We start from the raw sequence: 15,328 nt of genomic DNA, 5'->3' as shown, positions 1-15,328 counted from the left end.
CTTACCCCAAAGGGGAAAGGCTTATGGATGGCCTGAATGGCCGCTCGGGCGAGTCAGATGGCGTGATCTTCGAGACCCGGCGCGCAGCGTGCGTTCTGCACGTGAGCACCGGAAGCGGAGAAGATCGTGTCAGCTGGCCGCCAGGGTGGTCAAGCAGCCCATCCAGTTATTGCCCGACGATTTGCGGGAGAGCCGCGAGATCTTCCTGCGTCATCTCGGTCGGAGGACGCTCGGCTAAGTCAGCCATCTGCACGGTCAGCTCCTGAGCCCGGGCGGCATCCATTGCCGCCATGATCGGCGCCATCTTGCGCGGGCTCATGGTCTTGGCGACCTGCAGCAACACGACCATGTCGAGATTGTTGAAAATATTGGCCGCATCCTTGGGCCGCATGTTCTCATACATGGCGACAATGCCAGCAAACTGGCCGGTCTCCATCTCCTGGCGCTGGTCGACCAGTGTCGAGATCTGCGCCTCAAGTGCCTGCAGCGTTGCAGCACGTTCCTCGATACGCTTTTCAGCGGCATCGACGATGGAGGAGCGCAGGGCAAGGTCCTGCTCATACTTCTGCAATTCAGAACGACGTTCCACCAGACGGTCCAGCAACTGCTGTTCGGTGGCGGAAGGGGCTGCAGATGATGCGGCAATCGCCACCGGTGTTCCATCGAGGCCGATCTCGGTGGGAACCGCGTCTCCGGACGGCAGGCAATCGATCATCGAGGCTGCAAAGCTGCCCTCTGGAACGGTAACGGCCGCTTCGGCCCCAGCGGCTTCGCCATGTTCGGCTGGAGCAGGCTCATTCGTCGCCGCTTCGCCGTGTGCAGCGCCGGTAGCTACGTCATTCAAGATGGTCTCGCCGCTTTCCGTCAGCGTCGCGTCAGTTTCCACACAATACGTGCCCAAAGTGGTTGCAGCCACGGGCGTCGCGGCAGGCGCACCCTTAACCGCTGGGGCAGCAACCTCAGCGCCATCTGCCGGCGTTTCCGCAGCTGCAGGGCCTCCGTAAGCAGCGCCGGCAGCAGCCTCGGGCTGTTCGCCAAGGGTCGGCGCGCTGTCGTCAAGGGTTGGGCTGATATCTTCAAGCGTCGGTTCGGCGGCCGGCGTGATGGTGAGATCGGCTTCGGCCGTGCCGCCCGCGTCTCCGCCTGAACTGGCGCCGGCTGCCTGCGCCACGCCAACGCCGGTCAGCACATAGCCGCCATTGGTGATCAGACCCAGGGTCTTGAGCACCAGTAGCGCAGTTATGGCGAGGACGAGGACGGGTAGCAGGCGGATCCTGTTCACGCGGCAACTCCGCGAGTGCGAACGCGGGCCGACAATTGCTCAAGTGCCGATTGCACTTTATTGGGCTGCTCGACCGGCTCGATGGCCTGGCTGTGGCGCGCCACGCTGGTGATCTTGGCGATGCGCTCCATCAGCACGGTACCGGCGTTGACATGGTTGGCCAGTTCGATGCCAAAACGCTCGGCCTCTTCCAGACGCGAATTCAGCGACAGGTCGGCCTCCACGGCTGTCTGCTTCAATTCGCGGATTGCCTGGTTGGCTAAATTGGTCGCACGGACAAGATCGGCCACCATCTGGCGCAGCATGTCCTTATCGGCGTGCAAGCGCTTCAGCCGCGAATTGAGTACGATGCAGTATCCGATTGTCAGCGCCAGCAGAATGGCAACAGCACCTTCCACCAGAAATCCCAGGGGCAAGCCGAACATCATCGTCCTTCCATTTTCTCGTCGATCGCTTCAAAGGCCGCCATGGTGACCTTGGGCGGATTAAGGGGGCGCGTTACCCGCACCGAAACATAATTGCCGATATGGCCCATGATGGCCTCGGTGAGTTCGACATCGCCGCAGCGCAGCCGCACCGGATCGGTAGGCGTGCGCTCAAACATCACCGTGTCGCCCGGCTTGATGCCCAGCATCCGTGACAGCGGTAGTTCCTGCTCGTGCAGCACGGCTTCGATCTCAACATCGGCCGAATAAATCTCGGTCGCCAGATGGCCTTCCCAGATCGGGTCGCGGCCAAATTTTTCGCCCATGAACATCTGCAGCAGCTGTTCGCGGATCGGCTCGATCGTGGCGTAGGGCAGCAGGATTTCGATCTTGCCACCGCGATCGTCCATCTCGATGCGCAGCTCGATCAGGATCGCCGCATTGCCCGGCCGCGAAATAGCGGCAAAGCGCGGATTGGTTTCCATGCGCTCGAGCTTGAAATTGACATTGGTGACCGGCTCGAAGGCCCGGTGCGTATCTTCGAGGATGATCTCGATCATCTTGCGCGCCAGCGCCAGCTCGATCGTCGTATAGGGCCGGCCCTCGACGCGGATATTGCCACCGACGCGGCGGCCGCCCAGCAGCACGTCGATCATCGAATAGATCAGGCTCGAATCCACGGTCAGCAGGCCGTAGTTTTCCCATTCCTCCGCCTTGATCACCGACAGGATGGCCGGCAGCGGAATGGAATTGAGATAATCGCCGAACCGTACGGAAGAGATGGAATCCAGTGTCACCTCGACGTTGTCGGAGGTAAAATTGCGCAGCGAGGTTGTCGTCAGCCGCACCAGGCGATCAAACACGATTTCGAGCATCGGCAGGCGTTCGTAGCTTACCAGCGCCGAGTTTATCAGCGCCTGCACGCCGGTCAGTTCGACATTGCTGCCGATGCTGGCGTCGAAACCGAGCAGGCTATCGATTTCGTCCTGGTTGAGCACGCGGTCGGGGCCGCCTTCGCCCTCCCCGGCCTCTTCGATCATGGCAGCCCACTCAGCGGCCGCGGCAGCAGCGCGCTGCTCGTCGGTCATGCCGTCATCGGGTTGGCCGACCTCGTCGAGGCCCCATTCTTCTGCGAGTTTGTCCTGTTCGGAAGGTCCCGCCATTACTGCACCAGGATTTCCTTGAACAGGATGGATTCGACCTTGTTCGGGTAGATCGCGACGTTGACGCGGCGCAGCAGCTCTTCCTTGAGGCGATAGACGCCGGCCGATCCTTCAAGATCAGAACGGCGCAGCTCGCGCAGGTATACCTGGAACGCGTCGATCACCTTGGCCATGCTGGGCTGGATCGCGACCATCATTTCCTGGTTGGCGACTTCGAGCGCCACCGTCAGCTTCATGAAGGCGCCTGCATCAGCGCCATCATTGTTGAGGTTCACGATCATCGGCGGCAGATTGAAAATAAAGGTATGAGCCGCAGCGCCGGCGACAGCACCATCGGCAGCCGCTTCGCCATGCGCCGCATCACCTTCTGCAGGGGCAGAGCCGGCCGATAGGAACATGAACAACCCCGCCCCACCCAACAGCACCACGATTGCCGCAGCGCCGATAATGATGAAGAGCTTGGGAATGCCCTTCTTGGCGGGGGCGCCGTCTTCGATGTCTGCTTCAGCGGCCATTGGAACCTGCCAAACTCGGGGCTTCCCGGACGATTCCGGCTTAACGTCCAGCTAAGCGGGGGATGGTTAACGAATGGTTACAAACCAACCCGATGCGGCAATATTTGCCGGGCAAGTTTTGCCTCATGCGGAAAGACTAGCCCGGCAAGCCTAACCACGACACAGTGGCATGCCTTTGATTTTATTAAATTTTCCAGTCTGGCATGGTTTCTGCATTGTTAATGGCGAGGCCGCGGCTTGGGGAAGCAGGCGGGCTCGGGGACGTTAACTTTCCGGGGATCAGCAATGATCGAGAATGCGCAACTGATCAGCCTTAGCCGGCAGATAGCGCTACAGCGGCAGATGGATGTGGTAGCCAATAACATGGCCAACCTCAACACCACCGGCTTCAAGAGCGAACAGATCCTCTTTGAGGAATACGTGATGCCGGTCGCTCGCGACCAGGATTTCCCGCGCCTCGACCAGCCGCTCTCCTATGTCCAGGATTGGGCAACCATCCACGATCTTTCCGGCGGCGCCATGGTGCAGACCGGCAGCGAGCTCGATGTCGGCCTCAATGGCGACGGTTTCTTTGCCGTGCAGACGCCCGGCGGCGACCGCTGGACCCGGGCCGGCAGCTTCCAGCTCAGCGCCAACGGTACGCTGGTCGATGCCAGCGGCAATCCGATACTCGGCGAAGGCGGCCCGATCCAGTTCGGCCCAGAGGAAAACGGCATCACCATCAGCGCCGACGGCGCGGTCAGCTCCAGCGCCGGCCAGAAGGGCAAACTGCGCCTTGTCGAATTCGCCAATGTGCAGCAACTGACCCGCGAAGGCAGCAACCTGTGGGCCGGCGGCACGCCTGTTGCCGCCGCCAATACCCGCGCCATGCAGGGCTTCATCGAGAAGTCCAACGTCTCGGGCGTGTCCGAGATGGCCGAAATGATCCGCGTTACCCGGGCCTATGAATCGGCAGCGAGCCTGGCCTCGAAGCAGGATGAACTGCGCCGCAGCGCCATCCAGCGTCTTGGCGATACCAACGCTTAACCGGGAAGATTTGCCATGAAAGCTCTCTACATCGCATCGACCGGCATGAGCGCCCAGGAGCGTAACGTCGAAGTCATCTCCAACAACATTGCCAATATGCGTACCACCGGCTTCAAGCGTCAGCGCGCAGAATTCGAAGACCTGTTGTACCAGCAGATCACCCGCGCCGGCTCCTCGACCTCCGACCAGGGCACCATGGTCCCGGCCGGCCTCGAGATTGGTTCGGGCGTGCGCACCGTCTCGACGCCCCGCGTCATGAGCCAGGGCAGCATCAACGCCACCGAGCGCGAGCTCGACGTGGCCGTCCGCGGCGAAGGCTTCTTCATGGTGCAGCTGCCCGATGGCCGCACCGCCTACACCCGCGACGGCTCGTTCGAACGGTCGCCCGAAGGCGAGATCGTCACCTCCAGCGGCTATGCCATCGACCCGGGCATTGCCATTCCAGGCACCGCATCATCCATCGCCATCGCACCGAACGGCATGGTCAGCGCCTATCTCAACAACGATTCCGTGCCCACCGACATGGGTCAGCTCCAGCTTGCCCGCTTCGTCAACAAGTCCGGCCTCGAATCGCTGGGCGACAATCTATTCCTCGAAACCGCCGCAAGCGGTCCCGCCCAGGTTGGCATTCCCAATGCCGATGGCGTCGGCAACCTGCTCCAGGGCTATCTCGAAATGAGCAACGTCAACTCGGTCACCGAAATCGCCGACCTCATCGCCGCGCAGCGCGCCTACGAGATGAACGCCCGCGTCATCTCCGGTGCCGATGAGATGATGCAGTCCACTAGCCAGTTGCGCTGATAGGAGCCGTGAAGATGATCCTGCGTTCCGCCCTCGCCCTGCTCACCACCGCGCTGCTGGCCAATGTCGCATGGGCTGCCCCAACGCTGCGCGCCGACATCACCGTCACCGCTCCCGTCGTCACCATGGCAGACATGTTCGATGACGCCGGAGAGCTGGCTGAAACCGCCCTGTTCCGCGCGCCCAAGCCCGGCACCAGCGGCAATGTGCCCGTCAAGGACATCACCGCCGCACTGGCGCGCATCGGCGTGCTGCAGTTCGAGGCCGAAGGCCTGGTCAACGTTCGCGTCACCCGTTCCGCAGCGATCATCGACGAGGCCGCGCTGACCGAATTGATCGCCGCCGATCTCAGGACGCGCGGCATTCTCGGCACCGGCATGACCCTCGATACGCTGTTTGCCACGCCGGTTGCCGCCATCAAAGCCGAAGCCGTCGCCCAGCCCGCCAAGCTTCTCAGCCTGCGCTACCTGCCCGGCAACGGCGCCTTCTCGGCCCGCTTCGCCATTGCCGGTGTCGATCAGACGCTTGATGTCTCGGGCACCATCGAACTCATGATCGAAGCGCCCCACATCACCGCCAACCTGCCAGCGGGCACGCTGCTTTCACCCGAAAACATCGCGATGCGGCCAGTGCCGGTCCGCTTCGTTGAAAGCGTTGGCGTGGCGCGGCTGGAAGACGTCGTTGGCAAGTCGCTGGTCCGTCAGAGCCGCGAGGGCATGATGCTGCGCCCGACCGACGTCACCACCCCGCTGGTGGTTTCCAAGAATGACTCGGTGACCATCTATTTCCGCAAGGGTCCGATGACGCTGACCGTCAAGGGCCAGGCCATCACCAGCGCCGCCGCCGGCTCGCCGGTGCAGGTCCTTAACCTCATGTCCAAGCGCGTTATCAGCGCTACCGTAATTGCTCCCGGCGCGGTCGAAGTGGGTTCCGACCCGCTCGCCATCGCCGGCCTCTAAGTCTCAGGAGACAAACCAAATGAACCTCTTCAAGCTCGCCACCCTCCTGACGCTGACCGCCGCTCTGGCCGGTTGCAACACCGTGGACCGCCTCGCCAGCGTCGGGTCCGCGCCGCCACTGACCGCCATTGCAGATCCCACCACCACCGCTGGCTACCAGCCCGTGCGCATGCCGATGCCTGAAGCCATCGCCGATACTTACCAGGCCAATTCGCTGTATCGCACCTCGGCCCGCGGCTTCTTCAAGGACGAACGAGCCCATCGCATCGGCGACATCCTGACCATCATGGTCACCATCGACGACAGCGCCAAGATCGCCAACACCACGCAGTCCACCCGCAGCGCCAGCAATTCGGCCGGCATGGGCGGCATCTTCGGCGCGGCCGTCGATACACTGAGCAACGGCGCCATTGACCCGTCCAAGGCAATCGAGCTCGACTCCGGCATGTCCAACCGCGGCAATGGCTCGGTCAACCGCTCGGAAAGCCTTGAGACCTCCGTCGCCGCCGTGGTCACCCAGGTGCTGTCCAACGGCAATCTGGTCATCGAAGGTCGCCAGGAAGTCCGCGTCAACTTCGAAGTCCGCGACCTTATCGTCGCCGGTATCGTCCGCCCCTCCGATATTCAGGCCAACAACACCATTCTCTCCTCCAAGATTGCCGAAGCGCGCATTTCCTACGGCGGTCGCGGCCAGATCACCGATGTCCAGCAACCCCGCTACGGCCAGCAGGCCCTGGACGCCATCCTGCCCTTCTAGTCCTCCCCCAGTTCAAATCCCCTTCCTGCCGCACATTCCCCCAATGATGCGACAGGCTCCCCGGCAGGCCAGAAGGCCAGCCCGGCCACTCCAGAAAGATACGGCCTCCCCCGAGGCGCAGTCCCCCCGGCTGCGCCTCTTCCCTTTTAAGGAACGTTCGTTAGCCCAAAAGCCACCTCACCCACCGCTCGGATTCCTCCCCTCATTAGGGGGAGGCGAGGTGGGGGTACCCAACAAGGGCTCTTCCGCGCACTTCCTTTCCCCCTCGGGCTTGATCCGAAGGCCATTCGCCGCTCGCGCCGGGGTGAGAGCGGCCCTCGGGTCAAGCCCGAGGGAGAAAGCTGGTGGGATAGACAAACTCCCGAACCCACAAACGTATCCCGCATCCTACCCACCTGCCCCTCCCCACCCCCGATGTCATCCCGGACTTGATCCAGGATCCATCCCGAGATTCATCCCTCGCCGCCAGATCGCGGTGCCCTTTCCAGCTACTTGTGGCTGTCGCCCCATGTCGAGATGGATCCCGGCTCAAGGCCGGGATGACACAGTGCGTGCGGCTGCTGTGTGCCAACAAAAACTTATCCCCACCCACCGCCGCCTCCCGCATACTCCCCCCATCTTCACAACAGAGCTAGTCATGACGAGTGACGAGCGTGGAGACTGCCGGGAATGGGAGGTCGCTCCTGTTGCGTGCGGGGAAATCGGGCGCGCTGGTCTGCGATAATGGCCAGCACGATCCCAACCCACGACAAATCCCGACCTGGTGGCGAGGCAACTGCCTCACTTTTTACTACCCTACCCCGAGGCAGTCGCCTCGCCACCATCGCTCTATTCGAAACCCGCACCGCAGGCGGCACTTCCGCACGCTTGCCGACTGCGCTTGCCTATGGAACACAGGGAGGAATTCTTTCGGAGCCTACCATGTCCTTCCAGAAACTCGACGCCCTCGGCCGCAAACTCGAATCCCTGGAGCATGCGCTCTCCATCCTTGGCGCCGACGAGGCTACCCACATGGCTATTGGCGGTGGCGAGAAGCGGGCCGAGGCAATGTCCAACCTCGCCGGCATGTATCACGCCCACGCCACCGCTCCCGAAATCGCCGACTGGATCGAAGCGGCCAAGCCCGAGAGCGAAGACCAGACGCTCGCTCTTGCCGAATTCAGGCGCCAGTATATCAACGCCACCTGCCTGCCGACCGAGTTCGTCGAGCGCCGTACGACCGCCACCATGCGCTCCGAGCAGCTCTGGCGCGACCTGCGCGCCAAGGGCGACTGGGACAGCTTTCTGCCGGCACTCGAAGGCGTCGTCTCGCTAGTGCGCGAAGAAGCCCAGCTCCGCGCCGACGCGCTCAAACTCGCCCCCTACGACGCCATGATGGATCAATACGACCCCGGCAACCGCACGGCCGACCTCGACCTGGTGTTCGGCGACCTCAAGAGCTTTCTCAAGGGCTTCGTCCCCGAAGCGCTCGACGCTCAAGAGCGCCGTCTCGCCAAGCGCCCGCGCAAAACACTGAGCGGCCCCTACCCGATCGAAAAGCAGCGCGAACTCGGCCTCGCCGCGATGCGCGCCGTCGGCTTCGACTTCACTCATGGCTCGTTGGCCGTGTCGCATCACCCATTCTGCGGTGGCGTGCCGAGTGACGTGCGCATGACGACGCGCTACCGCACCGACGAATTCCTCTCCTCGCTGATGGGCGTGCTGCACGAAACCGGCCACGCCCTCTACGAGCAAGGCCTGCCCAAGGATTGGTCGCACTGGCCGCTCGGCAAGGCGCGCGGCATGGGAATCCATGAAAGCCAGAGCCTGTTCGTCGAAATGCAGCTGGCCCGCAGCCCCCAATTCTGGGAGTTCGCGCTGCCACTGGTGCATCTGCATCTCGGCGAAGACGCCATTCCGGGCTGGGAAATTGGCGACCTTCTCAACGAGGTCAACTTCGTCGAACGCGGTTATATCCGCGTCGATGCCGATGAAGTCACCTACCCGCTGCATGTCATCCTGCGCTACGAACTGGAGCAGGACCTCGTCAACGGCAAGCTTGAAGCCAGCCAGATTCCAGAAGCCTGGGACGCCAAGATGACCGAATATCTCGGCATCTCCACTATCAACGACCCCAAGGACGGCCCTATGCAGGACGTGCACTGGCCCGGCGGCGCCTTCGGCTATTTCCCCAGCTACACCCTCGGCGCAATGATCGCCGCCCAGCAATGGGCCGCCCTCGAAAAGGCCCAGCCCAACGTGCGCGACGACATCCGCAAGGGCGACTTCACCGGCGTCAACCAGTGGCGCAGCGACAACATCTGGACCCAAGCCTCCCGCTGGTCCACCCCCGACCTGATCACCAAGGCCACCGGCCAACCGCTGAATGCCGACTTCTTCAAAGCCCACCTGAAGCAGCGCTATCTGGCCTGACTTCTCCCCTCTCCCCTTGAGGGAGAGGGACGATCCGACGCGTTCAGCGGAGGATCAGGGTGAGGGGTTCTGCGCCATCCCATGCCAGAAGCCAGGAAGAGACCCCTCATCCGCCCCCTCGGGGCACCTTCTCCCTCATGGGGAGAAGAAAAACCTCGGCGGCTTGACATCTCCCCCACCTCCCCTATCTTCCCCACACGCAGCACTGACCGGACGGTACCCATGGATTCCAATTTGAACGACTGCCTCATCCGCATCGCTCATCTGGAATCCGCCCATGCCTGCCTCCATTTCCCTGCACCAACTCAGCTATTCAACGCCCGATAACCAGCCGCTTTTCACCGGCCTCGACCTGTCGTTCGGCAACCACCGAACGGGCCTGATCGGCCGCAACGGCATCGGCAAATCAACCCTGCTCCGAATCGTCGCCGGACTTATCCACCCCGCCTCAGGATCGGTTACGATCCAGGGAAGCATCGGCATGTTGGAACAATCCGTACAGGTGACGCCCCAGACCACCATCGCCGACCAACTCGGCATGGCAGACGCGCTCGCCCGCCTATACAGGCTCGAACGCGGCGACGGCTCGATCGACGATGCCGGCGAAGCCGACTGGTCCCTGCCCGGTCGGGTGGAAACCGCGCTGAAGCAAGTCGGCCTGCCCGCCTACGAAGCCGACCGGCCGCTCGACACCCTCAGCGGTGGCCAACGCACCCGACTTGCTCTGGCTCGGCTGATCCTCACCGCTCCCGACATCATCCTGCTCGACGAGCCCACCAACAATCTCGACGCCGACGGACGGCAAGCGGTCGTCGATCTACTGCATCATTGGCGCGGCGCGGCAGTGATCGTCAGCCATGACCGCAACCTGCTGCGGCAGATGGATGCCATCGTCGAACTCACCACGCTGGGCGCCAGAACCTATGGCGGCAACTGGGACCACTACGCCGAGCGCAAGGCCCTGGAACTGGCCTCAGCCGAGCACGACCTCGCCACCAGCGAGCGCAAGGTCGCGGATATCGACCGCAAGCTGCAGGCCGTCGCCGAGAAAAAGGCCCGCAAGGACGGCGCCGGCAAGCGTAAGGCCGCCAAGGGCGACATTCCGAAAATCATGCTCGGCGGCATGAAGGAAAACTCAGAGAACACAAGCGGCGAAAGCGCCCGCCTCGCCAACCGCCTGCGCAACGACGCGGCAGAGGCCGCCAGCGAAGCCCGCTCCAACGTCGAAATTCTCACGCCGCTATCCGTTACGCTAACACCTACGGGGCTACCAGCCGGACGAACCGTCCTACAGGCCGTCGCCTTAACTGGCAGACCCGACAGCACAATTCCGATTACCCGCGACCTTTCGCTGCAGATAGTCGGTCCCGAGCGCGTCGCCATCACCGGACCCAACGGCTCAGGCAAGACCACCCTGCTCCGTCTGCTGACCGGCAAACTCCCAGCCATTACCGGCGCCGCGCGCATCATGGTTCCGTATGCCATGCTCGACCAGACAGTAAGCCTGCTCGATCCAGTGCTCTCAATTCGCGAAAATTTCCGCGCCCTCAACCCCAACGCCGATGAAAACACCTGCCGAGCCGCCTTGGCCCGCTTCATGTTTCGCGCCGATGCCGCCTTGCAAATCGTCGGTACCCTGAGCGGTGGCGAGATGCTGCGTGCCGGCCTTGCCTGCACCATCGGCGGCAATCAGCCACCACAACTCTTGATCCTCGACGAGCCGACCAACCACCTCGATATCCAGGCCGTGCAACAGGTCGAGGCCGGCCTGCGCGGCTATGATGGGGCGCTGCTCGTGGTCAGCCACGATGCGGATTTCCTCGCAGCGATCGGTATAACCCGCACGATTTCCCTGCCGATGAACGGTTTCTGAACCCGGCGCTCAGAAGCCGTTCCAAATCAGGGGGCTAATCCTCATGTCATCGGCAAAAAGCGCTCGGAGGGAGCGCAGTCAAACAGGAGAGACCCAAAATGATCCGCACGCTCATCATCACCGCAGTCGCTACTCTGGCCATCGGCGCAATGGCCGCTCCCGCAATGTCCAACGACGTCTTCGTCAATCAGTTCGGCTTCGGCAACGCTGCCGGCGGCAATCAGGCTGGCTGGAACAACACGTTCGGCGTGCATCAGACCGGCCACTGGAACACCGCAGTCGGCAAGCAGACCGGCGGCAACAATGTCGGCGCCATCGGCCAGCAGGGCAATAACAACTATGGCGACACCTGGCAGAACGGCTGGAACAATGCCGCTGGCGTAGGCCAGTTCGGCGACAACCACACCACGGTCATCACCCAGGACGGAAATGGCAACATCGCTGCCGGTGTGCAGGTCGGCAATGGCTGCAATGCCAATGTGGTCCAGGGCGGCTCGGGCAATGTCACCGCCTTCGTGCAGGCCTGCCCCTGATCTGCGGTTGAGTTGATCCCCATTTGCCGGAAGGCACCGCCTTCCGGCTGCTAACAGGAGGAGACCATGAACATTCCATCCAGTGGCGCTGTCGCCCTCGGACTCGTCATCGCCGCCATCGCTGCCACCGGCGGCATGGCCAATTCGGGCAGCACCAGCACCGTCCAATGCGGCATAGCCAAGACCACCCAGAACGGCATGCTGGCACTGGAAGGTACGCTGACCAGCCCCGTTGCCGTCAGCGGCGAGTATCGCTTCGCCATCCAGAGCTCGAGCAATGGCGGCTCATCCAACATCAGCCAAGGCGGCTATTTCACCGCCAACGCCAATGAGGTCATGCCGCTCGGCAAGGTGATGCTCAACAACGGCTCCAGCTACGACGTCGTCTTCGACGTCACCGTCGATGGCAAAAAGATCGAGTGCGACCAGAACGTTACGAGCCTTCGTTGAATCAATCTTTCACCGGCGACTGACAGGGCTCCAGGAAACTGGGGCCCTTTCGCCATGCACGGCAGAGGCTTGGGCATCTGAACCCATTCTGAACCCCTCGCTCCAAATCCATTCAGTCGCCACTGGCTAGGGTGAGGTCATCGGCTGGAACACTCCAGCAAACAGCCAAACTCTCAGGGAGAGACGCCATGACTACCAGGTTCACCAAAACCTTCGCCGCCGCCCTTGCTGCCGTCGTCATCGGCGCCGCGAGCCTCACCGCGCCCGCCCTGGCAGCCGGCCAGCTATCGATCAATTTCACCCCGAACGATCTCGACCAGCAGCAGGCGCTCGGCGCCGGCCTGCAGATCTTCTCGCTGATGCAAGGCTTGTCCTCGACGGGCGCCAATGCCAGCCAGCACGGCAATAACAACGGCGCCGGCTTCAACCAGAATGGCTTGGGCAACCACGGACTGATCGTGCAGGAAGGCAATGGCCACCAGGGCACCATCCAGCAGAACGGCCTTAACAACAATTGCGGCCTGTTCCAGTTCGGCGAAAATACCAATGGCCAGTGCGTCCAGAACGGCAACGGACAATCCAGCCTGACCACGGTGTTCGGATTCTGATCCCACCCGAACCAACTTATCCACGGGCCCCGCGGGGCCCGTATGCTTGTGCGCGTCGACCCAACGCTTTCCCAACGAGGCTGTCCGATCCCTGCTCCAACCTCCAACAATACTTTCTGCTTCTCCCTTTCCTCCTGTCTCTACTCTTTCTTTTCCCTCGGGCTTGACCCGAGGGTCGCTCTCAACACGGCACAAGCGGCTAACGGCCCTCGGGTCAAGTCCGAGGGAAAAGGAAGGTTTTGAAAGAAAAGGAGGGGGTGTCAGGAGGTAGGCAAGCGTGTGGTGCGACAGAGCCGACCCCGTCAGTTCAAAAATACCGTGACGGTATCGCCCCGCCCTGCAGCATCGACCACGGAGAGCGTCACATAGCCCGGACCATCGGGTTTCCAGCTGCTTTGCCGAGCGAACTCTGGCCGTCCTATTGGTGCGCCATTAGCAAAATAGGTGAAGGGCGGCACGCCGTTGCGCACCTTGACCATGAGGGGCGAGACCCCGCCGGAACCCAGCCCCAATTCGACATCCACACCATCGGCAGGAAAAGCGATTTCGGGGGTGGAGACGCGGGCCACCATATCCTCGTCGGGATGGCGGAAGCGGCGCAATGGAGCCGGCAGTTCGGTGTTGGAGGCAAAGATCGCCCCGGCGGGCGCCCGTGGCAGCGGCGCCTTGCGATTGCCCAACCGGTCAAAGGCCTCAAACAGGATCGGCGCCGCGCCGACAATGCCGGACAGGCCGGGCACCGGCGCACCATCGGGCCGGCCAACCCAGACGCCAACTACGGTATTGCCATCAAAGCCAATTGCCCACGCGTCGCGATAGCCATAGGACGTGCCGGTCTTGTAGGCGATGCGCCCCGGCGAGCCATTCAGTGGCGGCGGCACATCGGCAAGGATGTCCGAAACATACCACGCGGCAACTGAATCCAGCACCGGCGCAGACAGCTTTGCCGGCTCCTGCGCCTTGATCCCGTCATGCAGGTTCACCGGCACGCCGCCATTGCCGATAGCGGCATAGACCGAGACCAGATCGCGCAGAGTGATGCCAACGCCCCCCAGCCCGACCGCCAGGCTGGGCGCCGTATTGACCGGCAGTCGCGGATCGGCATGGGCACGGCGCAGGCGCGACACTAGCCGGGCGGGTCCGACCGCGTCGAGAACGACCACTGCAGGAATGTTCAGCGACTCGGTCAGCGCATCGTGGATTGAAACCGTGCCGCGGCTGAACCCGTCGAAGTTGACCGGCACATAGGCACCAAAAGCCGTCGGCCGATCCTCGATCAGGCTTTCAGGATGGGCCAGCCCCAACTCGAATGCGAGACCATAGATCAGCGGTTTGAGCGTCGATCCGGGCGAGCGAATTGCAGAGGTCATATCGACAAAGCCAGCGCTCTGGGTAGCAAACAGGCCGGCCGAGCCGACCGACGCCAACACTTCGCCGGTGTGGATATCGGCGGCGACGATGGCGATGGAAACCTTGGGATCGAGGATGCGGGCGCGACCAGCGGCCAGCCGCTCCAGCGCATCCTGCAACTGCTTGTCGATCGTCAGCGACACATTGCGCGCCGTGGGCTGGGCCTTTACAGCCTGCTGCGCCATATGCGCCGCCAGCATCGGGAACTCGCGCCGTGCAACCGGAACCGGCTCGCGTTTGGCGGCGACGGCTTCCTCCTCCGCCAGCGCCCCCATACTGACCAGCCGATCCAGCACCATATCGCGGCTGCGCTGCGCGGCAACCGGATCGCGATCGGGCCGCCGCGCCTCGGGCGATTGCGGCAGCGCTACCAGAAGGGCGGCTTCGGCGGTTGTCAGGCGCGCTGGCTCCTTGCCGAAATAGGCGAGGCTCGCGGCGCGAACACCCTCGATATTGCCGCCATAAGGCGCCAGCGTCAGGTAGAGATCGATGATCTGGTCTTTGCTCAGCTCGTGCTCAAGCCGGTCGGCATGCACCATCTGGCGCAGCTTGCCCCACAGATTACGCGTCGGCTCGCCCTCGATCAGCCGCGCCACCTGCATGGTGAGCGTCGAACCTCCAGACACGACGCGTCCCCCTGCCCCGACAAACTGTGAGGCAGCGCGGGCCATCGACGACCACGCAATGCCATCATGGCTGGCAAAATTGCGGTCCTCATAGCCGATCAGCATCTCGAGGAAGCGCGGATCGACCGCAGCGCGATCCACCGGCAGGCGCCAGCGACCATCAACGGTGGTGAACGGGCGCAGCAACTGCCCATTGCGATCGGACACTGCCGCGGAAACCGGCAGTGTCGCCGCATCGGGCGTTGGCGGCAAAGTCGCTTCGATGCTGGTCAGCGTGGAACTGAGCTGGATGATGCCAGCCATGGCCAGCACGAACAGCGAAAAGCCGGCGAGCGCGAGGCGCCGGGTCCAAGGAGTCCCTTCTCTTGCCGTATCGAAATCAGCCACAGCAAACGGCCCCAATCGTCCAGTCGACACCCTCCCCCTTGCGGGGAGGGATCAAGGGAGGGGGGCGGTTTGCCCGCATATCGGGGCTTTCGCACCCCCTC

General features: G+C 62.8%; 14 protein-coding genes. 9 read left to right on the top strand and 5 right to left on the bottom strand.

The features are described from left to right. Positions 1 to 166: 166 nt before the first annotated feature. From WH91_RS22545 to WH91_RS07485, 4 genes are read right to left on the bottom strand one after another with little or no spacing between them, the layout of a single operon-like run. Positions 167 to 1,282, bottom strand: coding sequence for a MotE family protein (locus WH91_RS22545; protein WP_052952665.1), 1,116 nt, complete (start codon positions 1,280 to 1,282; stop codon positions 167 to 169). Then, a complete protein-coding gene (locus tag WH91_RS07495) occupies positions 1,279 to 1,707 on the bottom strand; it encodes a DUF6468 domain-containing protein (RefSeq protein ID WP_143078091.1) in 429 nt (142 codons plus the stop codon). The genes WH91_RS22545 and WH91_RS07495 overlap by 4 nt, the downstream gene beginning before the upstream one ends. Then, positions 1,707 to 2,870, bottom strand: a complete 1,164-nt coding sequence (fliM, locus tag WH91_RS07490) for a flagellar motor switch protein FliM (protein WP_046170381.1) — start codon at positions 2,868 to 2,870, stop codon at positions 1,707 to 1,709. Before fliM ends, WH91_RS07495 begins: the two co-directional genes overlap by 1 nt. Further along, positions 2,870 to 3,385 (bottom strand): flagellar basal body-associated FliL family protein, encoded by a 516-nt coding sequence (locus WH91_RS07485; RefSeq protein WP_046170380.1) that lies wholly within the window; start codon positions 3,383 to 3,385, stop codon positions 2,870 to 2,872. Before WH91_RS07485 ends, fliM begins: the two co-directional genes overlap by 1 nt. Positions 3,386 to 3,670: 285 nt before the next feature. Between WH91_RS07485 and flgF the strand changes: the two genes are divergently transcribed. The 9 genes from flgF to WH91_RS07440 all read left to right on the top strand — a co-directional run bounded on the left by flgF (position 3,671) and on the right by WH91_RS07440 (position 12,804). Beyond that, the gene (flgF, locus tag WH91_RS07480; RefSeq protein ID WP_342028107.1) at positions 3,671 to 4,411 is read left to right on the top strand and encodes a flagellar basal-body rod protein FlgF; all 741 of its coding nucleotides are present in this window, start codon (positions 3,671 to 3,673) and stop codon (positions 4,409 to 4,411) included. A 15-nt stretch (positions 4,412 to 4,426) separates the two neighbouring features. Beyond that, complete coding sequence (gene flgG / locus WH91_RS07475; RefSeq protein ID WP_046170379.1) at positions 4,427 to 5,212, top strand: flagellar basal-body rod protein FlgG; 786 nt, start codon at positions 4,427 to 4,429, stop codon at positions 5,210 to 5,212. Positions 5,213 to 5,226: 14 nt separating this feature from the next. Next, a complete protein-coding gene (flgA, locus tag WH91_RS07470; protein ID WP_046170378.1) occupies positions 5,227 to 6,171 on the top strand; it encodes a flagellar basal body P-ring formation chaperone FlgA in 945 nt (314 codons plus the stop codon). A gap of 19 nt (positions 6,172 to 6,190) precedes the next feature. After that, entirely contained in the window at positions 6,191 to 6,928 is a 738-nt protein-coding gene (gene flgH / locus WH91_RS07465) for a flagellar basal body L-ring protein FlgH (protein ID WP_046170377.1), read from the top strand. Positions 6,929 to 7,849: 921 nt separating this feature from the next. Then, positions 7,850 to 9,340: a carboxypeptidase M32 gene (locus tag WH91_RS07460; RefSeq protein WP_046170376.1), complete on the top strand. Its 1,491-nt coding sequence runs from the start codon at positions 7,850 to 7,852 to the stop codon at positions 9,338 to 9,340. Positions 9,341 to 9,617: 277 nt separating this feature from the next. Beyond that, positions 9,618 to 11,213: an ABC-F family ATP-binding cassette domain-containing protein gene (locus WH91_RS07455; protein ID WP_046170375.1), complete on the top strand. Its 1,596-nt coding sequence runs from the start codon at positions 9,618 to 9,620 to the stop codon at positions 11,211 to 11,213. A gap of 98 nt (positions 11,214 to 11,311) precedes the next feature. Further along, positions 11,312 to 11,746 (top strand): curlin, encoded by a 435-nt coding sequence (locus tag WH91_RS07450; protein ID WP_046170374.1) that lies wholly within the window; start codon positions 11,312 to 11,314, stop codon positions 11,744 to 11,746. A gap of 66 nt (positions 11,747 to 11,812) precedes the next feature. Further along, positions 11,813 to 12,196 (top strand): curli-like amyloid fiber formation chaperone CsgH, encoded by a 384-nt coding sequence (csgH, locus tag WH91_RS07445; RefSeq protein WP_046170373.1) that lies wholly within the window; start codon positions 11,813 to 11,815, stop codon positions 12,194 to 12,196. Between the two features lie 188 nt (positions 12,197 to 12,384). After that, positions 12,385 to 12,804 (top strand): hypothetical protein, encoded by a 420-nt coding sequence (locus tag WH91_RS07440; RefSeq protein WP_046170372.1) that lies wholly within the window; start codon positions 12,385 to 12,387, stop codon positions 12,802 to 12,804. Positions 12,805 to 13,106: 302 nt separating this feature from the next. Here the strand turns inward: WH91_RS07440 and pbpC are convergent, their stop codons facing one another. Then, complete coding sequence (gene pbpC, locus WH91_RS07435; protein WP_052952675.1) at positions 13,107 to 15,227, bottom strand: penicillin-binding protein 1C; 2,121 nt, start codon at positions 15,225 to 15,227, stop codon at positions 13,107 to 13,109. Positions 15,228 to 15,328 lie beyond the last annotated feature (101 nt).

This window comes from Devosia psychrophila, from assembly GCF_000971275.1.
GTDB classification, from domain to species: Bacteria; Pseudomonadota; Alphaproteobacteria; order Rhizobiales; family Devosiaceae; genus Devosia; species Devosia psychrophila.
This window is presented reverse-complemented; position numbering and strand designations above follow the sequence as displayed.